This window comes from Arthrobacter sp. NicSoilC5 (assembly GCF_019977395.1).
Taxonomy (GTDB): Bacteria; Actinomycetota; Actinomycetes; order Actinomycetales; family Micrococcaceae; genus Arthrobacter.
The window spans coordinates 3215852-3241669 of the sequence record NZ_AP024660.1 but is presented as its reverse complement, the minus strand read 5'-3'; the positions used below and the strand labels follow the sequence as shown (position 1 = coordinate 3241669).

23 protein-coding genes are annotated in these 25818 nt (G+C 67.7%); 7 read left to right on the top strand and 16 right to left on the bottom strand.

Annotated features, from left to right (window positions below; all coding sequences use genetic code 11):
• Positions 1–2 precede the first annotated feature (2 nt).
• Positions 3–1616 carry a peptide chain release factor 3 gene (locus tag LDO22_RS15180; protein WP_224024270.1) on the bottom strand — a complete coding sequence of 538 codons (1614 nt, stop codon included), beginning with the start codon at positions 1614–1616 and terminating at the stop codon, positions 3–5.
• 197 nt (positions 1617–1813) lie between these two features.
• On the opposite strand from LDO22_RS15180, the gene LDO22_RS15175 reads away from it, so the two are divergent.
• The 3 genes from LDO22_RS15175 to disA all read left to right on the top strand — a co-directional run bounded on the left by LDO22_RS15175 (position 1814) and on the right by disA (position 3953).
• On the top strand, positions 1814–2044 hold the full coding sequence (locus LDO22_RS15175) for a hypothetical protein (protein ID WP_224024268.1): 231 nt from the start codon (positions 1814–1816) through the stop codon (positions 2042–2044).
• An 83-nt stretch (positions 2045–2127) separates the two neighbouring features.
• Complete coding sequence (locus tag LDO22_RS15170) at positions 2128–2628, top strand: 2'-5' RNA ligase family protein (protein ID WP_159634282.1); 501 nt, start codon at positions 2128–2130, stop codon at positions 2626–2628.
• A 248-nt stretch (positions 2629–2876) separates the two neighbouring features.
• Entirely contained in the window at positions 2877–3953 is a 1077-nt protein-coding gene (gene disA, locus LDO22_RS15165) for a DNA integrity scanning diadenylate cyclase DisA (RefSeq protein ID WP_159634285.1), read from the top strand.
• Between the two features lie 96 nt (positions 3954–4049).
• On the opposite strand, the gene LDO22_RS15160 is transcribed toward disA, so the two are convergent.
• Positions 4050–4748: a hypothetical protein gene (locus LDO22_RS15160; protein WP_224024266.1), complete on the bottom strand. Its 699-nt coding sequence runs from the start codon at positions 4746–4748 to the stop codon at positions 4050–4052.
• 274 nt (positions 4749–5022) lie between these two features.
• Here LDO22_RS15160 and LDO22_RS15155 point away from each other — a divergent pair, with 274 nt between their 5' ends.
• Genes LDO22_RS15155 through LDO22_RS15145 form a run of 3 tightly spaced genes read left to right on the top strand, consistent with a single transcriptional unit; the run spans position 5023 to position 6869 of the window.
• The gene (locus tag LDO22_RS15155) at positions 5023–5841 is read left to right on the top strand and encodes an A/G-specific adenine glycosylase (RefSeq protein ID WP_224024264.1); all 819 of its coding nucleotides are present in this window, start codon (positions 5023–5025) and stop codon (positions 5839–5841) included.
• Between the two features lie 60 nt (positions 5842–5901).
• Entirely contained in the window at positions 5902–6333 is a 432-nt protein-coding gene (locus LDO22_RS15150) for a DUF3592 domain-containing protein (RefSeq protein ID WP_159634291.1), read from the top strand.
• Between the two features lie 29 nt (positions 6334–6362).
• Positions 6363–6869: a hypothetical protein gene (locus tag LDO22_RS15145; protein ID WP_224024262.1), complete on the top strand. Its 507-nt coding sequence runs from the start codon at positions 6363–6365 to the stop codon at positions 6867–6869.
• Here the strand turns inward: LDO22_RS15145 and LDO22_RS15140 are convergent.
• The 10 genes from LDO22_RS15140 to lysS all read right to left on the bottom strand — a co-directional run bounded on the left by LDO22_RS15140 (position 6866) and on the right by lysS (position 17719).
• Positions 6866–7039 (bottom strand): hypothetical protein, encoded by a 174-nt coding sequence (locus LDO22_RS15140; RefSeq protein WP_224024260.1) that lies wholly within the window; start codon positions 7037–7039, stop codon positions 6866–6868. The genes LDO22_RS15145 and LDO22_RS15140 overlap by 4 nt on opposite strands.
• Positions 7040–7074: 35 nt before the next feature.
• Positions 7075–7815: an HPr family phosphocarrier protein gene (locus LDO22_RS15135; RefSeq protein ID WP_224024258.1), complete on the bottom strand. Its 741-nt coding sequence runs from the start codon at positions 7813–7815 to the stop codon at positions 7075–7077.
• Positions 7812–8444 (bottom strand): dihydroxyacetone kinase subunit DhaL, encoded by a 633-nt coding sequence (dhaL, locus tag LDO22_RS15130; protein ID WP_224024257.1) that lies wholly within the window; start codon positions 8442–8444, stop codon positions 7812–7814. The genes LDO22_RS15135 and dhaL overlap by 4 nt, the downstream gene beginning before the upstream one ends.
• Positions 8445–8446: 2 nt before the next feature.
• Positions 8447–9448 (bottom strand): dihydroxyacetone kinase subunit DhaK, encoded by a 1002-nt coding sequence (gene dhaK / locus LDO22_RS15125; protein ID WP_159634300.1) that lies wholly within the window; start codon positions 9446–9448, stop codon positions 8447–8449.
• Between the two features lie 249 nt (positions 9449–9697).
• Positions 9698–10207 carry an amino-acid N-acetyltransferase gene (locus LDO22_RS15120; protein ID WP_159634302.1) on the bottom strand — a complete coding sequence of 170 codons (510 nt, stop codon included), beginning with the start codon at positions 10205–10207 and terminating at the stop codon, positions 9698–9700.
• 159 nt (positions 10208–10366) lie between these two features.
• Positions 10367–12487 carry an alpha/beta fold hydrolase gene (locus LDO22_RS15115; RefSeq protein ID WP_224024255.1) on the bottom strand — a complete coding sequence of 707 codons (2121 nt, stop codon included), beginning with the start codon at positions 12485–12487 and terminating at the stop codon, positions 10367–10369.
• 207 nt (positions 12488–12694) lie between these two features.
• Positions 12695–15187, bottom strand: coding sequence for an ATP-dependent Clp protease ATP-binding subunit (locus LDO22_RS15110; RefSeq protein WP_159634306.1), 2493 nt, complete (start codon positions 15185–15187; stop codon positions 12695–12697).
• Between the two features lie 345 nt (positions 15188–15532).
• On the bottom strand, positions 15533–15862 hold the full coding sequence (locus tag LDO22_RS15105) for an Lsr2 family protein (RefSeq protein WP_159634309.1): 330 nt from the start codon (positions 15860–15862) through the stop codon (positions 15533–15535).
• A gap of 139 nt (positions 15863–16001) precedes the next feature.
• The gene (locus LDO22_RS15100; RefSeq protein WP_201302477.1) at positions 16002–16178 is read right to left on the bottom strand and encodes a hypothetical protein; all 177 of its coding nucleotides are present in this window, start codon (positions 16176–16178) and stop codon (positions 16002–16004) included.
• A 2-nt stretch (positions 16179–16180) separates the two neighbouring features.
• Complete coding sequence (gene lysS / locus LDO22_RS15095) at positions 16181–17719, bottom strand: lysine--tRNA ligase (protein WP_224024253.1); 1539 nt, start codon at positions 17717–17719, stop codon at positions 16181–16183.
• Between the two features lie 68 nt (positions 17720–17787).
• Between lysS and LDO22_RS15090 the strand changes: the two genes are divergently transcribed.
• Positions 17788–18702 carry an alpha/beta hydrolase gene (locus tag LDO22_RS15090; RefSeq protein WP_159634315.1) on the top strand — a complete coding sequence of 305 codons (915 nt, stop codon included), beginning with the start codon at positions 17788–17790 and terminating at the stop codon, positions 18700–18702.
• Here LDO22_RS15090 and atzF read toward each other — a convergent pair.
• The 4 genes from atzF to LDO22_RS15070 are packed head-to-tail and all read right to left on the bottom strand — an operon-like array spanning position 18680 to position 25816.
• Positions 18680–20542, bottom strand: coding sequence for an allophanate hydrolase (gene atzF / locus LDO22_RS15085; protein WP_224024251.1), 1863 nt, complete (start codon positions 20540–20542; stop codon positions 18680–18682). The genes LDO22_RS15090 and atzF overlap by 23 nt on opposite strands.
• Positions 20539–24264 (bottom strand): urea carboxylase, encoded by a 3726-nt coding sequence (gene uca, locus LDO22_RS15080; protein WP_224027258.1) that lies wholly within the window; start codon positions 24262–24264, stop codon positions 20539–20541. The genes atzF and uca overlap by 4 nt, the downstream gene beginning before the upstream one ends.
• An 8-nt stretch (positions 24265–24272) precedes the next feature.
• Entirely contained in the window at positions 24273–24944 is a 672-nt protein-coding gene (locus tag LDO22_RS15075; protein ID WP_224024249.1) for an urea amidolyase associated protein UAAP2, read from the bottom strand.
• Positions 24941–25816 (bottom strand): urea amidolyase associated protein UAAP1, encoded by an 876-nt coding sequence (locus LDO22_RS15070; RefSeq protein WP_224024247.1) that lies wholly within the window; start codon positions 25814–25816, stop codon positions 24941–24943. Before LDO22_RS15070 ends, LDO22_RS15075 begins: the two co-directional genes overlap by 4 nt.
• Positions 25817–25818 lie beyond the last annotated feature (2 nt).

Genomic DNA, 25818 nt, shown 5'->3' with positions numbered 1-25818 from the left:
CCTTATTTCGCCGGGTTGTGCGTGCCGATGGGCACGAGTGTCAGGTCCGGGTGGTTCTTCTCGATCCGCCGGAGCGCCCAGACGTCGTTGAACAAGGCGAGGTATTCGCCGTCGGACCGCAAAAGCACCTCCGCACCCGGTACGTTGGCCAGCGCGGGCATGGCGTCCGCCGTCGAAATCCTGGCCAGCGAGTAGGGCAGGCGTTCCAGGCGCATGGGGGCGCTGAAGTCGTGGGCCATGCGGTCCTCCACCACTTCGAACTGCATGGGTCCGACGGCGGCAAGCACCGGCGCCTGGTCGCCGCGGACGTCGGAGCGGAGCACCTGGATGACGCCCTCGTGCTCGAGCTGCTCGATGCCGCGGCGGAACTGCTTGAACTTGCTGGGGTCCTTGGACCGGGCCACCTGGAAGTGCTCGGGGGCGAACAGCGGGATGGCCGGGTATTCCACCGGTTCCTCAAGGAACAGGCTGTCGCCTACGCGCAGTGATGACGCGTTGACCAGCCCCACCACGTCGCCGGGATACGCCTCGTCGATGACTTCGCGTTCCCGGCCGAACACCTGCTGTGCGTACTTGGTGGCGAAGGACTTGCCGGTGCGGGTCTGGGTGACCACCATGCCGCGCTCGAAGACGCCTGAGCAGACCCGGATGAAGGCCACGTGGTCGCGGTGCGCCTTGTTCATGCCGGCCTGCACCTTGAAGACGAAGCCGGAAAACGGCGACTCAACCGGGCGGGCCGCACCGTCCACGTCGGGGCGCGGGGACGCCGGCGGAGCGAAGTCCACCAGGGCGTCCAGCAGCTCCTTGACGCCGAAGTTCAGTGCGGCGGAGCTGAACAGGATGGGGGTGGCCTTTCCCGCGTGGAAGGCTTCGACGTCGAACTCGAGGTTGGACTCGATCACCAGGCCTGCCTCGTCCACGGCGTCGGACCAGTTGCTGCCCTGGCTCTCGGCGGCTTCCTCCGGCGTGAAGTATTCGGTGATGGCGATCTGCGCGCCGGCGTTGTTGCGCTGGAACCGGGCGAAGCGGTCCTTCCGCAGGTCCCACACGCCCCGGAAGTCGCCGGAGATGCCCACGGCCCAGGTCAGCGGCATGGGCTGCAGTCCGGTGCGTTCGGTGATCTCGTCCATCAGCGCCAGGGCGTCCAGGCCCGGCCGGTCCCACTTGTTGATGACTGTGATGATGGGCAGGTTGCGCTGCTTGCAGACCTCGAAGAGCTTCATGGTCTGGGTTTCCAGGCCCTTGGCGGCGTCCACCAGCATCACGGCACAGTCCACGGCGGCGAGCACGCGGTAGGTGTCCTCGGAGAAGTCGGCGTGGCCGGGGGTGTCCAGGAGGTTGATGACAGTGTCCCGGTAGGAGAACTGCAGGGCTGCGGAGCTGATGGAGATGCCGCGGTCCTTCTCCATCTGCATCCAGTCCGAGACCGTTTCCTTCCGGTTGGCCTTGCCGCTGGAGGCACCCGCGGTGCCGATCACTTTCGCGTGCAGGGCCAGCGCCTCGGTGAGCGTGGACTTACCGGCGTCCGGGTGGGAGATGACGGCGAAGGTCCTGCGGCGGCCCGCCTGCTTGTGAATCTCGGAGATCCGGGCGGGGGTCAGGACATCTTGGGACACGGTGCTACTTTCGCTGCGGTTGTGGCTGCCCAGGGGCCATTCGGGTTCTGCGCTGCGACTCGAGGGCGGGGAATCAGGATTGGCAAACGGCCAAAGTACAAGTTTATCGCAGGGCGGCAAACCGGCATGGGCTGCGCTTAACGCAGGCGAAACCGGCCGTTCAAAGCCGCGAAATGCCGGACGGTTAGCGTGGGCGCATGATGCATGGCGCCACTTTCTCCGGGAATCTTTTCTTTGATCCGCTGGCCACCAACCTGGCCGCCGGCCCGTCTGGTGCGGGTGCGCAGGGGCCCGGCGGCGCCATTCCCTCCGCCCCGCTGCGGAAACGGGGCGTCCAGACGGCGGCGGAACACAAGGCGCTCCGAGCCGCGTCCCTCTCGAAAGTCAGCAGGGATCTGGAGCGGATGCTCAGGGAGCGCACGCGCTGAAACACCCCGCGGCCGCGGCCCGGCTTTCCCGGCGCGCACACCACGTCGCGGAAAGGGGCAGCGGGTAACGGCATGATGTGCTTATGCGCAGCATCGAACTGGTCTTTGATGACCGCACGGACGCCCTTATCAGGGCCGACTGGGCGCGCCTCGAAGCCGCCGGCCTGCCCAGCCTGGCAGCGCACACCTCACCCAGCAACAGTCCACACATCACGCTTGCCGCAGGAGCGGACCTGCAGGCCGGCCAGGAAGGGCCCTGGCAGGCGCTGCCCCTGGACATGATCCTTTCCGGCGCCATCATCTTTCCCGCCGGAGCCGGCAGGTACGTGCTGGCCCGGTCTGTCCTGCTGACCGCTCCCCTGCTGGATCTGCACCGCCACCTGCACCAAGGGCTTGCAGGTGCACTGCCGCTCACCCTGCCGGGGGCATGGACACCGCACGTCACCATCTCCCGCCGCATCCCCGGCCATCAACTCGGGACGGCCATGGACCTGCTGGACCTTCGCGTGGAGGGCCGCTGTACGGCAGCCCGGCTGTGGGACAGCAGCACCAAAACGGTCACGCTCCTGGCAGGGGCTGCCTGAGCCGGGCGGCAGGAACCGCGGCTGAACGGAGCGAAAGCGCCTGCCCCGCATGACATCCAGGGGGCACTTTTGCGGCCTGTCCGGTTACCCCCTAATGGGGCACTTTGGGGCTTGCCCGTGCGGAACTTGGGCTTCTTACCCCTATCATTGAGCTTGCGGGAATCAGAGCACTTTTTTGATCCTGCCGGCCACCTGCAGATGCCGGCATTCCTGCGGGCGGCGGTCCGCACCTTTGAAGGGAAACACCTATGGCGCGGAGCCCCGAAGAGTCGCTGAAGGCCACTCTGGGCAGGGTTGCACCCGGAACACCGCTTCGGGACGGCCTGGAACGGATCCTCCGCGGGCGGACCGGCGCACTGATCGTCCTGGGCTCCGACCGCACCATCGATTCCATCTGTTCCGGCGGATTCGATATCGGCATCGAGTTCTCGCCCACCCGGCTGCGGGAACTGGCCAAGATGGACGGTGCCATCATCTGCGACAAGGACGCGGGCAACATCCTGCGCGCGGCGGTCCAGCTGGTCCCGGACTCAAGCATCGAAACCCAGGAGTCAGGCACCCGCCACCGCACCGCGGAACGGGTAGCCAAGCAGACCGGGGTCCCGGTCATCTCCGTCAGCCAATCCATGCAAATCATTGCCCTTTACGTCAACGGTCTCCGCCACGTCCTGGAGGGCTCGGAGAACGTTCTTGCCCGCGCCAACCAGGCCCTGGCCACCCTGGAGCGCTACCGCGCCCGGCTGGACCAGGTCACCAGTTCGCTGTCTGCGCTGGAAATCGAGGCGATGGTGACGGTGCGGGACGTGGCCGTGACCCTCCAGCGGCAGGAAATGGTCCGCCGCATCTCCGAGGAAATCTCGCAGTATGTGCTGGAACTGGGCGAGGACGGCAGGCTCCTCTCCCTGCAGCTCGACGAACTCACCGTGGGCAGGGGCCCCGGCAGCGACGTGATCATCCGTGACTACGCCAGCCCCAATGCCTCCGCGGACGACATCGACAAGGCCGTCCATGAACTTGTCAGCCTGGGCCCCACGGAACTGATCGACCTTGGCAAGATCTCCGCGATTGTGGGGTTTGCGGGCGGCGAAGCCAATCTCGACGCGGTGGTCCAGCCCCGCGGCTACCGGCTGCTGTCCGGCCTCAAGGCAGTCCCCAAGGCCGTGGCGGACCGCCTGGTGGACCATTTCGGAGGCCTGCAATACCTCATGGCCGCCACCATTGATGACCTCATGACCGTTGACGGGATCGGCGACCAGCGCGCCCGTACCGTCCGCGAAGGCCTCAGCCGCATGGCCGAGGCCAGCCTCCTGGACCGCTTCCTCTAAATTCCCATCCGTGGGACACCCGCTCATCGAGTGCTCCGTAGTTGTCGTTATGAAGCCTGAAAACGACAGTTACGCAGCAATCGATGAAGAGCCAGCTCAGTTCAGCTGGAAGACGGCCTTGGGGCTGGCCCGGGAACCCAGCTTGGCGGTGAAGATGTAGTACGCCCCGCCGCCGCCGGGGGCCGCAGCAACGGCCTTGCAGCCATCGGCGCTGCGGTTACGGCTCCACGGGAAGTTGGCGGTTTCGCTGGCACCGGGCGCAATCACCTTCACCAGGTCCTCGCTGGAGGCCTGGCAGTCCTTCGAAGAAAAGATCCGGTCAGAGCCACTGGTCACCAGGAACTCCATCTGGGAGGTTCCGATGTTGACCTCACAGGGCACGGTGCCGCCATTGGTCACTTTCAGGGTGAGCAGCGGGTTTTCCCCCGGGCCGTAGGCGGGTTTGTCCGTGGCGGCCGAGACAGTCACCAGGTTCTGGTTGCAGGTGGGCGTCGCCGGGGCCGTGGGCGACGGCGTGGCGGACGCCGCGGAGGCGGAGGGCGTGGCGGCAGCAGACGGGGATGCGGCCGGGTTCGAAGCGGTTTCGGTGGACGAAGGCTGGGTGGAGGATGCCTTTTGGGACCCGCCCGTGAAGGCTGCGGCGAGCGCGAACCCGCCCGCCACCAGCGCGATCACCAGCAGGAGCGCACCACCGACAACCATCCGTCGCCGGCGGTACACAGCGGCGCTGGGCTTCCGGACGCTGCTGGAACCCGATGCCGTGCCGCGCGCTGATGAATTGCCTTGCCTGCCCATCCTCCTAGGCTAGGGAAACCCGCCGGATCTGCGCTGCCACCACGCCGCCGCAGGCCCATCGCGCTGGTCACAACCGGTTTGCGGGCTGCCGGAACCCATCCACTACAGTGTTGGCATCGACACTCAAACCTCCCCCGCAAAGCACGCTCCGGCGGACCCCGCAAACCTGGAGCTGCTCCACCACCGGATCAACGGCTGGTTCGCCGGCATTGCCCGTGACCTGCCCTGGCGCGAACCGGACTGCTCCGCGTGGGGCGTCCTGGTCAGCGAGATCATGCTGCAGCAAACCCCCGTGGTCCGGGTGCTTCCGGTCTGGCATGAGTGGCTTAAGCGCTGGCCCACCCCGGCCGGCCTGGCGGGCGAACCGGCAGGGGAAGCCGTCCGCTCGTGGGGCCGGCTGGGCTACCCCCGCCGCGCGCTTCGGCTGCACGCCGCGGCCACGGCGATCGTGCAGGACCATGGCGGCAGGGTCCCGGACACCCACGCCGAGCTGCTGGCCCTTCCCGGGGTGGGCAGCTACACCGCCGCCGCAGTGGCAGCGTTCGCGTACGGCCGCCGGGAAACAGTGGTGGACACCAACATCCGCAGGGTGCACGCCCGGCTGGTCTCCGGCGTCGCGCTTCCCGCCCCGGCGCTGACCGCGGCGGAGATGCGCCTGGCCGCCGCCCTGCTGCCGGACGACGACGAAACTTCCGTGCGCTGGAACGCTGCGGTCATGGAGCTTGGGGCTTTGGTGTGCACGGCCAGGGCGCCGAAGTGCGCTGCCTGCCCGGTCAAAGATTCCTGCGCGTGGCTGGCGGCGGGTGAGCCCCCGCCGTCGTACGTTCCCAAGGGGCAGGCTTGGCACGGCACCGACCGCCAGGTCCGCGGCGCCGTGCTGGCCGTGCTCAGGCTGGCGGACTCGCCCGTGCCGCCGGACATGTTCGAGCGTGAACCTGCCGACCTTGGCTTCGCCCCGGAAGGAATCGGGGTGCCGCTGGCCGCGCTGCACCGGCTCAACTCCGCCCCTGAACAGCTGGAGCGGGCGCTGGCGGGGCTGCTGGCGGACGGGCTGGCAGAGATGCACGACGGCGGCTACCGGCTTCCTGCCTGACCCACCGGCGGCGCGGGGCCGGGATGGCATACTTCTTGGTGACCGGAACCGGGGGAAGCCATGAAGACCATTCTGTACATCGTCTGGGCACTGTTTGTTGCCGCGGCGATATTTTCGCTGCTCCATGCGTCGCGCCGGACCAAGCGGCAGGAACAACAGATGGCATCCTGGCCCAAGGCGCAGGCAACCGTCACCGGCAGCGCAACCGGGTGGACCAGCGGCGTGGGCGGCTCCAACCGGAACCTCCGCTACTTCCCCACGTACCAGTTCACGGATCCTCAGGGCACCCTCTTCATGGGCAAGTCCGAAATCTCCGGGGTGGAGCAGCCCGTTCCCGGTTCGCTGATCGAGGTGGCCTACAACCCGGCGAACCCCAACGAATCACTTCAGGTGTCCTCGGAGCCGCGCACGGCCATGGGCTGCCTGATCGCATTTTTCGCGGTCTTCGCCGTCGCCTCGTTCTGGTTCATCGGCGTTTTTCCAATGGGCTGAGTGTGCCGCCGGCGCGGTAGCCTGAAGGCATGCACAAGCCCGGAATGCTGGTGGCATTGGGGATGGCTGCGGTGTGCCTTTCCGCCTGCGGGCCCGGCGGCAGCGCCTGCCCGGCGATTGCGCAGGCCACCTCCGTGGCCGTGACAGTCACCGCCGGCTACTCCTCCCAGGTGCAGACGCTGCATCTGCGGGCGTGCCAGGACGGCACCTGCAAGGAGTCCCGCGTCGAACTGCGCCCCGGCAGCTCCTCCGTGGACCAGGGGTGCACGAAGGAGGGCGCCTGCTCGGCCACGGCTTCTCCCGACGGCACAAAGGTGGCCACGCTGATGCTGGAGGCCCTGACGGAATCACCCATGACGGTGACCGCTTCCGGCACGGCTCCTGACGGGACGGCGCTGGCCGTCCGCACCCTGGAGTTCCGCCCGCAGGCGCTGTATCCGTTCGGTGAGCAGTGCGGGAAGTTCCTGTCGGCATCACTTACGCTGGACGGCGACGGGCTGCATCAGCAGCCGGCATCCCAAAAGCCGCGGGGCTAGAAAAGCGCCGGCTGGGTGAAGGTCCCGTCGTCGGAAGCTCCGGCCGCGGGGCCGCTGCCCACCGGTTCAGCACTCCAGTTGAAGCCCAGTTCGGCGAGCAGTTCCTCCACGGAGATTTGGCCGTCCAGCACTTCGATTTCCGGGGTGTTGTCTGCAAGCGGCCGTTCCATGCCATCGAGCTTATTCCCAGGAACGGCCAGGGAGCTCAGGGCTCGCCGAAGCCGGCCTCCACCAGACCGCCGACATACTCCACAGCCCGTTCAGCATCCGCGCCCCACGCTTCCACGTGCAGCACGGTGCCCTTGCCCGCGCCCAGGGTCATCAAGCCCGTCATTGACGCGCCATCCACGCCGTTGATGGTGACCTCAGCGTCGAGCGAAGCCAGGCCCCCTGCCACTTTCGCGGCAGGCCTGGCATGCATGCCGGCCTGGTTCACCAGCTCAAAGTCGCCCGTGAAGTCCGGCGGGGCGCTGCTGACAGGCTCGTGTTCGGCTCCCGCCCCGCCCCGCTCCGGTTCGCGCGCCGGACCGCGCACGCCTTCGGCCGCTTTGAGGACCGCATGGACGTCCGCACCACCTTGCGCGGCGACGGCCGCGGCCACCAGGCCTTCCACCAGCGGCGCGTCGGCAAGCAGGACACCGGCGGGATTCTCCAAAAACTCGAGCGCCGATTCCGCGGTCATCACGGCTGATCCCAGGTCTGTCAGGACCACGGTGCCAGTTGCCCCGGCGCCATCCCCGCCGGCCTGCCCGGACGTTCCTCGGCCAGCCTGTCCCCCGGCCTTTTCCAGGGCGGCGAGGACTTTCTCCAGGCTGGTGCCGATCCTGCCATCGTCGGTGCCCCCGGCTGGCAGGATCACTACATCCGGTGCCATTTGGGCGGCAAGCTCCACGGCGCCGTCGGCAATTTTTTCGCTGTGCGACACCACCACGATGCTGACAGTCACGCAGCCGCCCCAACGGCAGCACGCAGGATCAACGCGCTGGACACTGCTCCCGGGTCACGGTGGCCCGCACTGCGTTCGCCAAGATAGCTCGCGCGGCCTTTCCGTGCCACCATCGGGTCGGTGGCCACCGCCCCAGCCTCCGCTGCCTCAGCGGCTGCCACCAGGACGGCCAGCACATCGTTGCTGCCGCCGTCGGCTGCGGCGCGGGCGGCATCAACTGCCGGCGTCCACGCATCCACCATGGTCTTGTCCCCGGATTCCGCCTTGCCGCGCGCCACGATGCCGTCCCTGGCGGCCTCCAGGGCGCCGGCCCAGGCAGCGGGGTCAATCTCGGCGGAATCACCCAGAGCGGTGGCGGCGCGAAGGAACGCTGTCCCGTAGAGCGGGCCGGCCGCGCCGCCTACCTTGGACATCAGCGTCATGGCTGTCATCTTCAGCGCCGCCCCCGGCGTTTCGGGCGCGGATTCACCGAGCTTGGCAAGGACCGCCTGGAAGCCGCGGTCCATGTTCTCGCCGTGGTCCGAATCCCCGATGGCACGGTCCAGTTCGATGAGTTCAACGCGGTGTTCAGCCATGGCCTGCGCGCACAAGGTCAGCCACTTGACGGCCCAGTTGGCATCCAGCACCACGGCTACACGCCCCAGCGCAGGGCGGGGGTGTGCACGGGGGCGTCCCAGAGTTCGGTGAGCTCGTCGTCGAGCCGGAGGACGGAGATGGAACATCCCTGCATTTCCAGCGCCGTGATGTAGTTGCCCACCAGCGAACGTTCCACCGTGGCGCCGGCATCCGCCAGCACCTGCACCGCCCGCCGGTACACGATGTAGAGCTCGCTCAGCGGGGTGCCGCCCATGCCGTTGACGAACAGCAGTACTTTGTCGCCGGAACTGATCTTGAGGTCGGCCAGGACGGGTTCCAGCAGGCGGTTGGTGATGCTGTCCGCATTTTCCATGGGGATCCGGTGCCTGCCGGGTTCGCCGTGGATGCCGATCCCGATCTCGATCTCATCCTCGGCGAGGTCGAAGCTTGGCGTGCCGGCATGCGGCACAGTGCAGGCTGACAGCGCAACGCCCATGGTCCGGACGTTGGCGTTGACCCGTTCGCCGATGGCGGCCACGGCGTCCAGGCCATCACCACGCTCGGCAGCGGCGCCGGCGATCTTCTCCACGAGCACGGTGCCGCCCACTCCCCGGCGGCCGGCGGTGTACAGCGAGTCCTCCACCGCGACGTCGTCGTTGACCAGTACGGTCCGGACGCTTACGCCCTCAGCCTCGGCCAGTTCGCCGGCGGTCTCGAAGTTCAGGACGTCCCCGGTGTAGTTCTTGACGATATGCACGACGCCGGCACCGGAGTTGACTGCGAGGGTGGCGGGAAGGATCTGGTCCGGGGTAGGTGAGGTGAACACCGCCCCGGGCACCGCGGCGTCGAGCATTCCCCGCCCTACATAGCCGGCATGCAGCGGCTCATGCCCGCTGCCGCCGCCTGAAACCAGCCCCACCTTGCCTGCCACTGGCGCGTCCTTGCGCGTGATGTAGATGGGGTCTTCGCTGACGGTGACAAGTCCGGCGTGTGCCAGGCCAAAGCCCTGGACAGCTTCCTGGACAACGGCTTTTGGATCGTTGATGAGTTTCTTCATGGCGGTGCTCCTGGCTGTGCTCCTGAAGGATGTGTTTCCGACCCTACTACCGGGATCGCAGGTGGCGGTAGGTTCCTCCGGCCCGGGTTTTCTGGCCGCGTCCGCCGGCGGCGGGTCCCGGACGCAGCAAAGGGACAGCCCCCAATGACTGTCCCTTCCCTGAGGCCCCCCACATATCGGCCTCCAGTAGTTTATCCATCAATTCGAGTAAAACCAAGAGGGGTATGCCTCGGGCGGCCCCAGGGCTGCCTAAAGGGTGCGGATCATCCGGGTGTTGCCCAAGGTGTTCGGCTTGACCCGCGCCAGGTCCAGGAATTCAGCCACACCTTCGTCGTGCGAACGCAGAAGCTCCGAATACACTTCCGGGTCCACTGCGGACTGGTCCGCCATCACCTCGAACCCGTGGCGTTTGAAGAAGTCCACCTCGAAGGTAAGGCAGAAGACCCGGGACACGCCGAGGGCGCGGGCCTCCTCCAGCAAGCTCTCCACCAGGACGTGGCCCACGCCCTTGCCACGCCATTGCCCGGAGGCCGCGAGGGTGCGGATTTCAGCCAGGTCCTCCCACATGACGTGCAGCGCCCCGCAGCCGATCATTTCTCCGTCGCTCGACTCGGCGATGCGGAACTCCTGCAGGCTCTCGTAGTAGGCCACCGTCTCCTTCGCCATGAGGATGCGTTCCTCGGCCAGGGGCGCCACCAGCTTCTTGATGGCGGGGACGTCGCTGGTGCGTGCTGGGCGGATGCGGAAGGAGTCGGTCACAAGGCAATCCTACGAGGCGAAGGCTTCCGGCTCGGGGACTGCGGCATATACCGCGTGCTCGCTCGTTCCTCGCTTAGACGCACGCTACGTAAATGCCCCAGCCCCCTTCGCCTCGCAATCTTCCCCGGCGATCGACGCCTTGCGCCTGTTGGCGGGAAATTACAGCCCCAGCTCGGCCGGCAGCTCGGTCTCCTTGCCCAGGACGTTCTTCGCCAGGAACCACTCCACCACCTGGTACCAGACCTTGGCGTGCTGCGGCTGGAGGACCCAGTGGTTCTCGTCCGGGAAGTAGAGGAACCTGTGAGGGGTCTGCCCGTCCTGGTCTGCCGCCAGCCGCGACTTGGACAGCAGCTCGTACCAGAGCCGCAGGCCCTCCCCGATGGGCACCCTGTAGTCCTTGTCGCCATGGATCACCAGCATGGGCGAACTGATCTTCCCGGCGTGCAGGTGCGGTGAATTCTCCAGCGCCATCTCTTCGGTCATTTCCTTCAGCCAGTACTGCGAGGCATCCGTGGTGGGTCCGAACTGGTCCAGCGCCCAAAGGCTGGCGTGGGTGACCACGGCCTTGAACCGGTCCGTGTTGCCCGCCACCCAGTTGGCCATGTACCCGCCGAAGGAGCCGCCCATCGCAGCAGTCCGGGCCTCATCAATGTCCGACCGCTCCACCGCCGCGTCCGTGACGGCCATGAGGTCGGTGAACGGCGCCTTGCCCCAGGCACCCCAGCCGCGCTGGATGAAGGCCTGGCCGTAGCCCGTGGACAATGCCGGGTCCGGGAGCAGCACCGCGTAGCCCTTCGCCGTCAGGAGCCAGGGATTCCACCGCCAGGTCCAGGCGTTCCAGGATCCCAGGGGGCCGCCGTGGATCCAGAGCAGCATCGGCGCGGGCTCCTCTGCTGATGCGCCCTCGGGCAGGGCAAGGTAGGCCGGAACCCGGGAGCCGTCCGGAGCCGTGGCGGCGATCCGTTCCAGCCGGCCCGGGCGGGACGGCCGGTCGGCAGGGGCTGGAAGCCGGGTGGTTTCCCCGGTGGCCACATCGATCCGCACAGCTTCGGGCGGGAATTCGTAGGAGCTGCGCAGCGCGTAGGCATAGCGCCCCTCCGGCGAAACAACGACGTCGGAGTAGGCCGCCGCGTCCTGCGTCACCCGGGCAACACCCACCTCGGCGGCAGCCGCCGGAACGCTGACCCGGAAGACCGGCGCCGCGCCGTCGTCGTCCGCCGTGACCAGGAGGGCGGAACCGTCCGGAAGCCACGCTGCCGGCCTGGGCCAGCGGTCCCAGTCATGGGCCAGTGGCTGGAGGCCGCCGGGCTCCCCTGCTCCCCCGGAGACGTCCAGGAGGTGCATCCTGACCTCTGGAGCCTGCTGCGGGGTGGAGTCGCTTTCACTGATCACCACCAGGGTCTTGCCGTCCGGGCTGACCGGACCCGGGAAATAGCTCATGCCCTCCTGGTCCAGGAGCACTTTGAGGCTGCCCGATGCCACATCCACCGCCACCAGGACGGAGCGGCTGTCCGCCTTGGCGAGGGGTTTGGTGAAGCTGCTGTAGACGGTCTTCCCGTCGGGGCTGACCACTGTCTCGGCCTCCCTCAGCCGCGGGCCGGCGTCGGGCGTGAGGTTGCGCAGGACCAGGGGAGCTGTGGCGTCAACGGTTGTGGGCTTGCCGGGCCCCTTGTCTGCCCCGGCTTCCACGGCGAAGATCCGCGGCTGGCCGGGGCCAAGGTCGGCGTCCCAGTAGCGGACCGGGTATTCGCTGTGCAGGATGGCGGAGACCTTCCTGTCCTTGCGGGATTTGCGCCGTTCGGCGTCGTCCTCCTCATCGGCCGACCCTGCCAGTACCTCGGCTGCCACGAATGCCGCATCAGCGTTCCTGGCGGTCATCACCTTGCTGACGCCGCCGGGCCGGCTGAGGACCACGCGGGCTTCCCCACCGTCTGCTGGAAGGAGCCACAGTGCATTGACCGCCTCTTCATCGGGGCTGTCCGGGTCGGGGCGCGCGGACGTGAAGTAGACGTCGCCGTTCGCGGCGAAAGCCGCGCCTGCTTCGCCCTTGGCGCTGCGGGTGATGCGCCGGGCGTGCTTCTGGCCGGCCGGGTCCAGCTCCCACAGGGCGGTGGCAAACTCGGTGCCCTTTCCGTTCAGGGTGGCGACGGTGGTCACCAAGCGGGAGCCGTCCGGGCTCAGGGCGAGGCCGCTTACCCGCGGGATGGACAGGTAGTGGTCGAGGTCGTGGAAAGGGGTCAGTGGTTGCTCGTCCGGGATCGCCGGATTCTGATTAGCCATGCCCCGATTCAACACGCTTTGTGGCCTGGAGCACAGCCGCCACTCTCAGTTCCACGGACAGCCCAACGCTATGGACGGCCCTGGCCCGCATAACCGTTGCCGGACACCACCGGTTATGCGGGTACGGGCCGCCTGTGCCGGGCGAGAGGCGGCAAAGCGAAAGCCCCGCCTCTCCTTGCGGGAGTGGCGGGGCTTTGGCTGTGGCGCTTAGACGCTCGGGGCGATTTCCGGGATGCGCGGCTTGGCGTTGCCGGCGAAGGTGAACTTCGCGTCGTCGCCTTCGCCTTCGACATCCACCACGACGATGTCGCCGGTGTGGATCTCGCCGAAGAGGATCTTCTCGGAGAGCTGGTCCTCGATCTCGCGCTGGATGGTGCGGCGCAGCGGCCGGGCACCCATGGCGGGGTCGTAGCCGCGGGTCGCGAGGAGCACCTTGGCGGCCTTGGTGAGCTCGATGCCCATGTCCTTGTCCTTGAGGCGCTTCTCCAGGCGGGTCACGAACAGGTCCACGATCTCGATGATCTCGTCCTGCGTGAGCTGCGGGAACACCACGACGTCGTCAACACGGTTCAGGAACTCGGGGCGGAAGTGCTGCTTCAGTTCCTCCGTGACACGGGCACGCATGCGGTTGTAGCCGGTCTGCGTGTCGGTGCCGGACTGGAAGCCGGTGGCAACGCTCTTGGAGATGTCCCGGGTACCCAGGTTGGTGGTCATGATGATCACGGTGTTCTTGAAGTCCACCACGCGGCCCTGGGAGTCGGTCAGGCGGCCGTCTTCCAGGATCTGCAGCAGCGAGTTGAAGAGGTCCGCGTGGGCCTTCTCCACTTCGTCGAACAGCACCACGGAGAACGGACGGCGGCGGACCTTCTCGGTCAGCTGGCCACCCTCTTCGTAGCCCACGTAGCCCGGAGGGGCACCGAAGAGCCGCGAAACGGTGTGCTTCTCGGAGTACTCGGACATGTCCAGCGTGATGAGGGCGTCCTCTTCACCGAACAGGAACTCCGCGAGTGCCTTGGCGAGCTCGGTCTTGCCGACGCCGGTGGGGCCGGCGAAGATGAATGAGCCGCCGGGGCGCTTGGGGTCCTTCAGCCCTGCACGGGTGCGGCGGATGGCCTGGGACAGTGCCTTGATGGCCTCATCCTGGCCCACCACGCGCTTGTGCAGTTCCTCTTCCATCTTGAGCAGGCGCGAGGACTCTTCCTCGGTCAGCTTGAAGACGGGGATGCCGGTGGAGTTGGCCAGCACCTCGGCGATGAGATCCTCATCCACCTCGGAGATGTCATCCATGCCGCCGGACTTCCAGTGGCGCTCCTTCTCCGCCCGCTCGGAGATCATCTTCTGCTCCTTGTCGCGGAGCGAAGCTGCACCTTCGAAGTCCTGGGCGTCGATGGCGGATTCCTTCTCCATCTTCAGCTTGGCGATGCGCTCGTCCATGGCCTTGAGCTCCGGCGGAGCGGTCATGCGGCGGATGCGCAGTCGGGCACCGGCTTCATCGATCAGGTCGATGGCCTTGTCCGGCAGGAAGCGGTCAGAGATGTAGCGCTCGGCCAGGCTGGCGGCGGACGCCAGGGCGCCGTCGGTGATGGTGACGCGGTGGTGTGCCTCGTACCGGTCGCGCAGGCCCTTAAGGATCTCGATGGCGTGGGCCACGGAGGGTTCCTTGACCTGGATCGGCTGGAAGCGGCGCTCCAGCGCGGCGTCCTTCTCGATGTGCTTGCGGTACTCATCCAGGGTGGTGGCGCCAATGGTCTGCAGCTCGCCGCGGGCCAGCATGGGCTTCAGGATCGAGGCTGCGTCAATGGCGCCTTCGGCGGCACCAGCACCCACCAGGGTGTGGATCTCATCGATGAACAGGATGATGTCGCCGCGGGTGCGGATCTCCTTGAGGACCTTCTTCAGGCGCTCTTCGAAGTCACCGCGGTAGCGGGAGCCTGCCACCAGGGAACCGAGGTCCAGGGTGTACAGCTGCTTGTCGCGGATGGTCTCCGGGACGTCGCCGCGCACGATCGCCTGGGCCAGGCCCTCGACGACGGCGGTCTTGCCGACGCCGGGCTCACCAATGAGGACCGGGTTGTTCTTGGTGCGGCGGGAAAGGACCTGCATGACGCGTTCCATTTCCTGCTCACGGCCGATGACCGGGTCCAGCTTGTTCTCGCGCGCAGCCTGGGTCAGGTTGCGGCCGAACTGGTCCAGGACCACGGAACCGGCAGGGGCACCTTCAGGCTGTCCGCCGCCGACGCCTGCGCCGGTGGTTTCCTTGCCCTGGTAGCCGGAGAGGAGCTGGATGACCTGCTGGCGGACCCGGTTGAGGTCGGCGCCGAGCTTGACCAGAACCTGTGCGGCAACGCCTTCACCCTCGCGGATGAGGCCGAGCAGGATGTGCTCCGTGCCGATGTAGTTGTGGCCCAGCTGGAGGGCTTCGCGCAGCGAGAGCTCCAGTACCTTCTTGGCACGGGGGGTGAAGGGGATGTGGCCGGAGGGAGCCTGCTGGCCCTGTCCGATGATCTCCTGCACCTGCTCGCGAACGCCGTCGAGCGAAATGCTCAAAGACTCAAGAGCTTTGGCGGCAACGCCCTCACCCTCATGGATCAGACCCAAGAGGATGTGTTCGGTACCGATGTAATTGTGGTTCAGCATGCGTGCCTCTTCTTGGGCAAGCACAACTACGCGACGGGCACGGTCCGTAAATCGCTCAAACATTTCGCCACACTCCTAGCTACGACGTACTTTGATGCTACGTGGCCGCCCCTGAGTTGTGGAGCGTGTTCGCCACAGGGGAAACCGCGCCCCTTGCGGGAATAACGGCGGCGGCCAGTCGCGGCCCCGTGGACCGGGCCAGCAAAGACGGGGCAGCCCTGGTCAAAGGCGCCGGCCGGAGCGCTCACGGCCAAGCGAATAATGGCTGGCAGCACCCGTTCATGCGCAACGGCACAATTGGGCCAAAGGACCCTGTGCGAAGGCCTTGCGTAGCAGTAATTACTGAAAATGAAAAACCCCGCCCCGCCGGGTGGCGGTAGCGGGGTTTCGGCGGAGCTAAAGGCAGTCCTAGGAATTTGCCTTTTGGTAGGCTTCCTGGATTTCGGCCTGAATTCGGCCGCGGCTGTTAACGGTGTAGCCGTTATCCCGCGCCCATTGCCGGATTTGCGCCGAGTCGTGGCTGCGGCCACCCGTTGCTGCCTTGGCCCGCTGGACGCGGCCTCCGGATGCCTTGCGCGCGGCAGTGGTGAACCTCTCCAATGAAGACCGGAGTTCAGCGGCATTGGCTGCCGACAGGTCAATCTCATAGTTGACCCCGTCGAGGCCAAACTTAACATTCTCGTCTGCGGATCCCCCATCCAGATCATCAACGAGGATGATGTTTACTTTCTGTGCCATTTAGGTCTTCCTCTTGCTGGAAAGTTCGGTTTTCAGAAAAGCAGGATGTTTCCCATAAAAAAGTATGACTCTTATCTTGGCAACGCGTCAAAGCGCCTAATGGTTCCTTGGGGATAAAACCGGAAAGCAGGGGGTTTATCTATTTGGATTCCGAACCCGGTTGCTCCGTGGGCTGCACCGCGAGGGAATCCGCTTCGGCCTGGGCGCGGGCTTCCGCCTGCCGCTCTGCCTTGTCCGCGTTGAAGATTGCTTTCATGGCGAACCAGAAAAGCAGGCCCACCACGAGGGAGGGAAGAATGACTGCTACGTATTCCATGGTCAGTGCCCTTCGGGCTTCAGCAGGGGGAACAGGATGGTTTCGCGGATGCCGGCTCCGGTGAAGAGCATCACCAGCCGGTCGATGCCCAGGCCGATGCCGCCCATGGGAGGAGCGCCGTATTCCAGGGCGCGCAGGAAGTCCTCGTCAAGCTGCATGGCCTCGACGTCGCCGGCAGCGGCGTGCAGGGACTGCTCGGTGAGCCGTTCGCGCTGGATGACGGGGTCGATCAGTTCGGAGAAGGCGGTGCCGCGCTCCATGCCGCCGATGATGAGGTCCCAGGCTTCGATGAGGCGGCCGTCCTCGCGGTGCGGGCGGGCCAGCGGCTGCGCGGAGGGCGGGTAGTCGTAGACGAAGGTGGGGTTCAGCAGGGTGGGCTCCACGATTTCACCGAAGAGCTCCACTGCCAGCTTCTCGGCGTCCCACTTGGGATCCACCTTGACGTCATGCTTGGCTGCAAGCTCCCTAAGCACCTCAGCGGAGGTGTCCGGGGTGATTTCCTGCCCAACGGCGTCGGAAAGTCCGGGGTAGACGGCCAGCCAGGTCCACTCGCCGTCGAGGTTGATCTCCCCCGCCCCGGTCTGCAGGACGCGTCCGGCACCCACGGCGTCCGCGGCGTCGAGGATGATTTCCTTGATCCGCTCGGCCATGACGAACTGGTCCGCCCAGGCCTCGTAGCACTCAAGTGTGGTGAATTCGGGGCTGTGGGTGGAGTCCACGCCTTCGTTGCGGAACACGCGGCCCATGTCGTAGACGCGGTCGATTCCGCCCACCACGGCGCGCTTGAGGTACAGCTCGGTGGCGATGCGGAGGGTCATCTTCTGGTCGAAGGCGTTCATGTGGGTCTCGAACGGACGCGCCAGGGCGCCGCCGTGGACCAGGTTCAGGATGGGCGTTTCCACTTCCACGTAGCGGTGCCGGAACAGCGTTTCGCGGATGGACCGGGTGATGGCCGCGCGGGTGTAGACCATCTCGCGGGCCTCGTCCCGGACCATCAGGTCCACGTAGCGCTGGCGGACGCGGGTTTCCTCGTTGAGTTCCGCGTGCAGGACGGGCAGCGGGCGCAGTGCCTTGGAGGCCATGGACCAGGACTCGGCCATGATGGACAGTTCGCCGCGGCGGGAGGAGATGACCTCGCCCTTGATGAAGACGTGGTCGCCCAGGTCAACCAGGGCCTTCCAGTCGGCGAGGGCTTCCTCGCCCACGTTGGCCAGGCTCAGCATGGCCTGCAGGCGCGTTCCCTTACCGTCGGTGCCGCCTTCCTGCAGGGTGGCGAAGCAAAGCTTTCCGGTGTTGCGGACAAAGACCACGCGGCCGGTGACGCCTACGATGTCGCCGGTGGTGTCGTCCGCCTCGAGGTGGGCGTACTTTTCCCGGATCTCGGCCAGGGAGTGCGTGCGTTCCACTCCCACGGGGTACGCCTCCGTGCCGCGCTCAAGAAGTTTGGCGCGCTTTTCCATGCGGATCCGCATCTGCTCGCTGGCGTCGATGGGCTCTTGGGCATTCTTGGGCGCGGGGGTGTTTTGGGAAGTCACAATCATCAAGTTTACCGGGCATTGGCTGCCCGGACTTTCAGCTTCCCCGCAGGCTTGCGCCCTAGGATGGGCGGGTGAAAGAACGGGTACTTCCAACGCACGACGGCGGCAGGCTGGCTTTGTACAGCTACGGCACCGATGATGCCCCGGGCGAAAAGCGGGTGCTGGTGATCGGCGGCGCGTTCCTCACGGCGCTGATCTACCGCCCGTTCTCGATTGAGCTGGCCAAGGGCCTGGGCGACGGCTGGGCTGTTGACGTGTATGACCGGCGGGGCCGGGGCAACTCGTCCGGACAGCCCGCGGACTACTCCATGGCCACCGAAATCGAGGATGTCCGCACTGTGCTCACAGCCACCGGCGCCCGGAATATCCTGGGCCACAGCCTGGGTGGCTCGGTGGCACTGAACGCCGTCCAGGAGTTCACCGGGACCGGGTTCGTCCCGGACAAGCTCGCCGTGTACGACGCGGCGGTGAACATCGACGGCAGCATCGACACCGCATGGCTGGACGGATTCGAGGACGCCGTGAACAACGGCAGGGTGGGTCACGCGCTGGCGCACATGAAGAAGGCCACCAGCCCGGGTTCAGCCATGGCCAGGATTCCGGAACCGGTCCTGGCCGGCCTGATGGCGGTGTTGTCGCGGACCAAGGTCAACAGGATGTTCCAGCAGGTCATGCCCAGCGGTGTGGGAGAGCTCAGGGCCGCGTACGACGAAAAGGACCACGCCAGGGACTTCAGCGTGCTGCCCGCCGGAACCCACTTCATGGCAGGCGGAAAGAGTCCCAGCTATTACAGGGTGACGGCGGAACGGCTCCACGCCGCTGTGCCGGGGAGCACCTACCAGCTGTCCCCCAAGTGCTTCCACGGCTCCATACCAGCGGCCGTGAAGGAACTGGTGACGGACATCTCGGCATACTTCAAGGACGAAGGTCCGGACGGGAAGCCCCGCCCGGACACTCCTGACGCTATCCCCGTTCGCCGCGGCTGAACCCGGCGAGCGCAGCCTCGCCGAGGTCCCGCCATACCGTCCGCGGCGCCGGCGCCACGCTGCGGTCGGCCAGCCAGTCGCCCCAGGCGGTGATGTCCTCCCCGCGTTCGGCGGCAACGGCGTCGCAGGCGAACCCGACTGCGGTGGACCCGTCGGCGAGCTGAATGGAACCGAGCAGCATGGGTTCGGGGAGGTCCGCCAGGAACGTCCCCAGGGCGGCCGGGGACAGCAGCCACCGCTCCCCCACCAGTTCGGCGCCGTCGTCGGACCGGTAGACGCCCGGCTTGGGCGGCACTGTATCCAGCGCCACCATCCGGTATCGTGCAGCCGTCCGGACCGGGCCGTCCCAGAATGCGCCGCGCTCCTCCAGCTGCTGCGCCAGCGGCTGCCCCTTCCGGTGCGCGCCGACCACCACCAGCGGCAGCGCCGTTGCCCCCGCGGCCACCGGCCAGGGAACGGACGACGACGGCTGGCTGGCTCCTGCGATTGCCTCCGGTCGTGCACCGCCCGGCACCGCCGCGGCGGCGAAGAGCGCAGGCGGGGCGGGGGTGGCTTCGATGCGGCGGGCGATGTCCGCGGCCACGGCGTCATCGAAGGTCCGGCCCACCACGGTGAGCCCGAACTGGGCGCCGTCCACCTCTCCGGCAGGAACTGCCACTGCACACAGGTCGAACAGGTTGCAGAAGTTGGTATAGGTGCCCATCAGGGAGTTCACGCCCACCGGATCCGCTGCCACTTCGGCAAGCGTCGGGTGGAACGGCGCCGTCGGGATGAGCAGGGCGTCGAAGCCCTTCAGCCGCGCCATGGCCCTGGATTTCAGTTCCTGCAGCCGGGCGGTATCGGCCACGTACTGGTGGGCGGGCACTGTGCCGGCCGCCCGGATGATGCGCCCCACCGTGGGATCGATCCCCGCATGGCTTTCCGCGCCGGCGTCGTGCTCCTCAAGGAAGCTGCCCACGGCGGCGTGGCGTTCGGCAACCAGGCCGCCGTCGTACAGCAGCCGTGCCGCCTGGAGGAAGTCGTCGAATTCGATGGGTGCTGTTTCCACACCGGAGGCCGTGAGCCGGTCGATGTGCCGCCCAAACTCGGCTGCCCAGGCCGGCGGAAGGGCCGGCAGGGTGGCCGGATACGCGACGCGGGGCCGTGACGGCGCGGCCAGCCGGACGTCCGTGGGCCAGGCGCGGGAGTTGCCGGCCATGACGCCCATGGCGAGTTCAGCGGTGGACAGGTCCCGGGCGAAGATGGTGACGGCGTCCCAGGACCGGCAGGCGGGAACCACGCCGGCCGTGGAAACGACGTCCAGGGTGGCTTTGATCCCCACAATGCCCTGCAGCCCGGCAGGGACGCGGCCGGAGCCGGCGGTGTCAGTACCGATGGCGATGTCCACCAGTCCCAGTGCCACGGCCACCGCGGACCCGGAACTGGACCCGCCGGAGATGTGGTCCGTGCGGCGGGAATCGCGCACGGCGCCGTGGGGGCTCCGCGTGCCGACCAGCCCGGTGGCGAACTGGTCCAGGTTGGTGGCCCCCAGGACCAGCGCCCCCGCGGAGCGGAGGCGGGCCACGGCTTCGGCGTCCTTGTCCGGGATGTACGCAAAGCCGGGGCACGCTGCCGTGGTGGGGATGCCTGCCACGTCCACGTTGTTCTTCACGCCGAGCAGGAGCCCGGCCAACGGGAGGTCTGCGCCGCCGGCCACTGCGGCGTCGATGGATGCTGCCTCGGCCAGGAGATCGTCCCCGCCGCGGATCGTGATCCAGATTTCGGGCCGGTCCGCTGCTTCGATGGCGGCGAGCGCTGCCTTGACGCGCCGGGTGGTGTTGCCGGTGGCTGTGGTGCTCATACTGCTGCCTCTTCCAGTTCCAGAGTTTCCAGCCCTGCAGGCTCAGCGGGGGCGCCCAGGACCACCACTGCCTCGCCGGCCACCACCTGCGAACCTGCGGTGGGCAGGACGCGGAGCACCACACCGTCGCAGGGCGCCGCCAGGACGGTTTCCATCTTCATGGCCTCCAGGGACACCAGCGGCTGGCCTTTGACCACGTGGTCCCCGGCCGCAACGTCCACCTTCCAGACGCTGGCGGCGAAGGGTGCGGAGACCAGTGCGCCGTCGTCGGGAACCACCACGTCATCCGTTGAAGGGGCCACGACGGCGGCCAGAGCCTCCGCGCGGTCGAACTCGCCGGCGTCGGCCCACGCCTGGCGTTCCACCGCGAAGGCGGCACCCTGCTTTTCCCGGAACAGCCCGATCGAGTCACGGTTTTCGGCCAGGAACGCCTCATGCTCGGCCAGGGAGAAGGTTCCCTCCTCGATCTCCACGCCACGGCCGCGTCCGGCTGCCATGTCGGCGCGCAGGTCCAGGAGTTCCTCCGGGCTGACGGGGTACCAGGAGATCCGGTCAAAGAAGCGGAGCAGCCACGGGGATCCCGGCTCGAACGGGGCGGAATCCGCGTAGCGCGACCACACCTGGGTGGTGCGCCCCACGAACTGGTAACCGCCGGGGCCTTCCATGCCGTAAATGCACATGTACGCCCCGCCGATGCCCACGGCGTTTTCCGGCGTCCAGGTCCGGGCCGGGTTGTACTTGGTGGTGACCAGGCGGTGCCGCGGGTCCAGCGGGGTGGCCACCGGCGCGCCCAGGTACACGTCTCCGAGGCCGAGGACCAGGTACTCGGCGTTGAAGACGGTGTCGAAAACGTCGTTGACCGAATCCAGGCCGTTGATGCGGCGAATGAACTCGATGTTCCACGGGCACCACGGGGCGTCGTCCCGGACGCCTGCCATATACCGCTCTATAGCCTCGCGGGTAGCGGGATCATCCCAGGACAGCGGCAGCCGGACCGTACGGCTGGGAACCACCAGTTCGGAGCTCGCCGGCAGGGCGGCCTCGATGTCCTGGACCAGGTCCAGCAGCCGCGTGGTGGACAGGACGGATGGGTCCACCTTGATCTGCAGGGAGCGGATGCCCGGGGTTAGGTCCACGATGCCGGGTACGCGGAGCGCCTCAATGTGCTGGTGCAGGGCGTGGACCCGGGCGCGCAGGCCAAGGTCCAGCACCATCTCGCCGTATTCGACCAGCAGGTTGTCGTCTCCTGACCGGCGGTAGGTGACCGCGGGCCGGCCGGAACCTTCCGGCACCCTGCCCAGCACGCCGTCGTCGCCATCCCCGCGGACGGGGCGGCCGGGGCGGCCAGCCGCCTGAGCTGCCGGGGACGGGTTCGCTGACCAGTCAGCATCCCCCGGGAGGACCAGCTGGCGGCCCGGACCCAGGTCCTTGGCCGACGGCGCCTGGCCGGCTGTGATGGGCACGAACCGGACCTTGTCTCCGGGCCGGAGCTGGCCGAGCTTCCAGCGTTCGGCCGTCACCACGGTCACGGGGCAGACGAAACCGCCAAGGCTCGGGCCGTCCGGGCCGAGCAGGATCGGGGTGTCGCCGGTGAAGTCCAGGGCCCCCACGGAGTAGGCGGTGTCGTGGATGTTGGACGGGTGCAGGCCTGCCTCGCCGCCATCGGTCCGGGCCCAGCGGGGCTTGGGGCCAATGAGCCGCACGCCGGTGCGGGCGGAGTTGAAGTGCACCTCGTACTCCGCGGCGTACAGTTCTTCGATATCTTCGCGCTGGAAGAACTCGGGGGCGCCGTGCGGGCCTTCGGCCACGGCCAGTTCCCAAGTGGAGGTAAGGGCAGGGCGGCTGTCCAGGGGCACCGCACTGCCGGGGGCTTGTTCGACGGCGGACTTCACCGCGCGGAGGACGTCGCCGGCGCGCAGGACCCGCCCGGCGTGGCCGCCGAACTGCCCGAGCGTAAAGGTGGAGGCGCTGCCCAGGTACTGCGGGATATCCAGGCCGCCCTGGAACAGGATGTAGCCCCGCAGGCCGTTCCCGGTGGCCGTGCCGGCGTCGAGCGTTCCACCTGCCGGAACGACGACGGGCGTCCAGGCGGCCACCTCCGCGCCGTCAACCGTCACCGTGACGTCCGCCCCGGTAACGCAGACGGTGGTGGAGTGCGTGAAGGTCAGGCTGGGACCGGTCATGGTGAACTCCAGGCCCGGCGCGCCCTCCGGGTTGCCCAGGGCGGTGTTGCCCAGGCGGAAGGACAGGTCATCCATGGGGCCGCTGGGCGGGACACCGATCTGCCAAAGGCCGGTGCGGCCGGGCCAGTCCTGCACGCTGGTCTGCAGGCCGGGGCGGTTCACGGTGATGCGCGGTTCCGGATCCCCCACGGAGTCCAGGGTGCTGGTGGAGTGCTGCACGCTGCGGACCACATCCAGGCCGCCCACGGCACAGAGCATGCCCAGATTGGTCTCGATGCCGTCGATCCGGGTGTTTTCCAGGGCTGCGGCCAGGCGGTCAAAGGCCTCCGTGCGGCTGGCACCGGAGGTGATGATCTTGCCCAGGAGGGGATCGTAGTTGGTGGAGACTTCCGTGCCGGTTTCCACCCAGGCGTCCACCCGGGCTTCCCCCGCCGCGGGGTAGGCGGCGTTGGTAACGGTTCCGGCGCTGGGCTGGAACCCACGGGCCGGGTCCTCGGCGTAGAGGCGGGCTTCCACGGCGTGGCCGGTGACGGGCAGTGCCTCCGGCACGTTCTCCAGCACCGCGTGCCCTGCGCTCCCGCCCTGCGCCAGGCGGAGCATCCACTCCACCAGGTCAACGCCGGTGACGGCCTCGGTCACGGGGTGCTCCACCTGGAGGCGGGCGTTGACTTCCAGGAAGGAGGCTTCCCGGCGGGCGGAGTCGTAGACGAACTCGACTGTGCCCGCGGAGCGGTACTTAAGGGAGGCGCAGAGCGCCCGTGAGGTGCGGTGCAGTTCCGCGCGGAGGTCTTCGGGCAGGTCCGGGGCCGGAGCTTCCTCAAGGACCTTCTGGTGGCGGCGCTGCAGCGAGCAGTCACGGTCGCCCAGGCTCACCACCCGGCCTTCGCCGTCGCCAAAGACCTGGACCTCGATGTGCCGTGCGTTCTCCACGTACCGCTCGGCGAAGACCCCGGCGGTTCCGAAGCTGGCGCCGGCCAGGCGGGCCACGCGGGGAAAGCTTTCGGCGAGTTCCGCCTCGGAGCGGCACACCGTCATGCCGATGCCGCCGCCACCGCCGGTGGCCTTGAGCATCAGCGGGAACCCGATCGTCCTGCCGGCTTCGACGGCGGCATCCACGTCCTCCAGCAGCCCGGAACCGGCGATCATCGGCACCCCGGCCGCCCGGGCGGCGTCGCGCGCGGTGTGCTTGGTGCCGAAGATGCGCAGCTGCTCCGGGGTGGGGCCAACAAAGACCAGGCCCGCGGCTTCCACCGCTTCGGCGAAGGCTGCGTCCTCAGACAGGAAGCCGTAGCCGGGGTGGATGGCGCCGGCACCGGTGGCCTTGGCGGCGGCCAGGATCGCATCGACCCGGAGGTAGGACTCCTTGGCCGGGGCGGGCCCCAGGAGCACGGCTTCGTCGGCGAGCCGGACGTGCTTGGCGCCGCGGTCAGCCTCGGAGAAGACGGCCACGGTGCGCAGTCCCAGCTTCTTCGCGGATTCGATGATGCGGCAGGCGATTTCGCCGCGGTTGGCAACCAGCAGGGTGTCGAAGGTGTTCAGGTGGTTGTTCACAGTGCAGCCTCCGGCCGGGTGACGATCATGCGGACGGGGGTGGGGTTGAAACCGTTGCAGGGGTTGTTGACCTGCGGGCAGTTGGAGACCAGCACCAGGGTGTCCACCTCCGCCCGCAGCGCCACGCGCTTTCCGGGGGCGGACAGGCCGTCCACAATGCCCAGGGCGCCGTCCGGGTCCACCGGGACGTTCATGAACCAGTTGATGTTGGAGACGAGGTCGCGTTTGCCGAGGCTCCAGCGGAAACCCTCGATCAGGAAGTTCTCCACGCAGGCGTGCTGTTCGCGGGTGTGCTGGCCGTACCGGAGGGTGTTGGATTCCTGCGAGCAGGCACCGCCGATGGTGTCGTGCACGCCCACTTCGTCCGCCACGACGGTCATCAGGGGCGCACCGGTGTCCGCCCTCAGGACGGAACCGGTGGTGAGGATGATCGACTGCTGCGCGGCGATGGTTGCCGGAGCCGAGTAGCGGACAGTGGTGTCTGCCGCGGCGTACAGGAGGCAGTCCACGGCCTGGTTGCCTTCCAGGTCCACGATGGTGAGGACGTCACCGGCGGCCACCACGGCGGACCAGGGTCCGCGGGCTTCGACGAATTCATCCAGGATCACGGTGCCGGCAGCGAGCGCGGTTTCCGCGGCGTCGGGGCGGGTGCTTGTAACGGTGTTCATCGGGCGTCCCTTGCGGTGAGGTCGTGTTCGGTGTTGCGGAGGGCCTGCAGGTGTTCCGGGCTGAGCGGTCCGGCGAGGCGTCCCGCTTCGAGTTCCGCGAGGTCCTGCGGGGCGTGCCAGGCGGTGATGTCCACGGCGGTTCCGGTGAAGTCACGGCGGGGATCCAGCGGGTGCGCGGTGTTGGCGAGGACCAGCACGGCGTCCATCTGGAGGAGAAGCTCGACGGCGGCGCCCGGTCCGGTGCTCCCGGTGAAGGTGATGCTTCCGGCCGGGTCAACGGTGATGCCCTTGAAGAGCGAGAGCGACGGCGCCACGTCGCGGGTGCCCAGGCCGTTCTTGAGGGCGCCCAGGGTGAGCAGTTCGCGGGCGGCCGGTGAGGCGCTGTGGACGGTCCCGGCGCCGTACCTGGCAGTGTTGCCTGCCAGGGTGGTGGCCCCGGTGAGGGCATCGTGCCGGCTGGAGGTGTCCGCCACGATGGTGGCCATCAGGCGGCCTGCGTCGGACAGCAGTGGGTGGCCGGTGGCGGGGTAGGCCTGCCACGGGACCTTGACGGTGTCGGCAATGTTAAGGCGTTCGTGCAGGGCGCCGGTCCGGTAGAGCAGGGTGTGGACGCACGCGTCGCCGGCGGTGTCCGTGAGCCGGATCCGGGTGCCCCGGGCCAGCGCCATGGTGGTGTAGCGGCCAAAGGCGAGGGACTCTGCCCACGTGGGGGACGCGCCGTCGGGCATTCCTGCCAGCAGGTGCTGCGGCGCGGAGGCTGCCGGGACGAAGCGCATGGTGTCCACGGTCTTACCGTGCTGTTCCCTGGCGTGGGTGCGGGCGCCGGCGGTGGTGGCGGTACCGGTTGTTGGCGTTTCAATGGTCTGTGTCATGT

What these genes read in the sequence shown, in the direction of transcription:
- LDO22_RS15145 (WP_224024262.1), top strand. Translation starts at nt 6,363, where the DNA reads ATGCACAAGCCCGGAATGCTGGTGGCATTGGGGATGGCTGCGGTGTGC.
- dhaK (WP_159634300.1), bottom strand. Translation starts at nt 9,448, where the DNA reads ATGAAGAAACTCATCAACGATCCAAAAGCCGTTGTCCAGGAAGCTGTC.
- LDO22_RS15170 (WP_159634282.1), top strand. Translation starts at nt 2,128, where the DNA reads ATGCGCAGCATCGAACTGGTCTTTGATGACCGCACGGACGCCCTTATC.
- LDO22_RS15070 (WP_224024247.1), bottom strand. Translation starts at nt 25,816, where the DNA reads ATGACACAGACCATTGAAACGCCAACAACCGGTACCGCCACCACCGCC.
- LDO22_RS15155 (WP_224024264.1), top strand. Translation starts at nt 5,023, where the DNA reads ATGCTGCAGCAAACCCCCGTGGTCCGGGTGCTTCCGGTCTGGCATGAG.
- LDO22_RS15160 (WP_224024266.1), bottom strand. Translation starts at nt 4,748, where the DNA reads ATGGGCAGGCAAGGCAATTCATCAGCGCGCGGCACGGCATCGGGTTCC.
- LDO22_RS15105 (WP_159634309.1), bottom strand. Translation starts at nt 15,862, where the DNA reads ATGGCACAGAAAGTAAACATCATCCTCGTTGATGATCTGGATGGGGGA.
- LDO22_RS15150 (WP_159634291.1), top strand. Translation starts at nt 5,902, where the DNA reads ATGAAGACCATTCTGTACATCGTCTGGGCACTGTTTGTTGCCGCGGCG.
- LDO22_RS15100 (WP_201302477.1), bottom strand. Translation starts at nt 16,178, where the DNA reads ATGGAATACGTAGCAGTCATTCTTCCCTCCCTCGTGGTGGGCCTGCTT.
- LDO22_RS15140 (WP_224024260.1), bottom strand. Translation starts at nt 7,039, where the DNA reads ATGGAACGGCCGCTTGCAGACAACACCCCGGAAATCGAAGTGCTGGAC.
- LDO22_RS15075 (WP_224024249.1), bottom strand. Translation starts at nt 24,944, where the DNA reads ATGAACACCGTTACAAGCACCCGCCCCGACGCCGCGGAAACCGCGCTC.
- lysS (WP_224024253.1), bottom strand. Translation starts at nt 17,719, where the DNA reads ATGATTGTGACTTCCCAAAACACCCCCGCGCCCAAGAATGCCCAAGAG.
- LDO22_RS15110 (WP_159634306.1), bottom strand. Translation starts at nt 15,187, where the DNA reads ATGTTTGAGCGATTTACGGACCGTGCCCGTCGCGTAGTTGTGCTTGCC.
- atzF (WP_224024251.1), bottom strand. Translation starts at nt 20,542, where the DNA reads ATGAGCACCACAGCCACCGGCAACACCACCCGGCGCGTCAAGGCAGCG.
- LDO22_RS15175 (WP_224024268.1), top strand. Translation starts at nt 1,814, where the DNA reads ATGATGCATGGCGCCACTTTCTCCGGGAATCTTTTCTTTGATCCGCTG.
- disA (WP_159634285.1), top strand. Translation starts at nt 2,877, where the DNA reads ATGGCGCGGAGCCCCGAAGAGTCGCTGAAGGCCACTCTGGGCAGGGTT.
- LDO22_RS15115 (WP_224024255.1), bottom strand. Translation starts at nt 12,487, where the DNA reads ATGGCTAATCAGAATCCGGCGATCCCGGACGAGCAACCACTGACCCCT.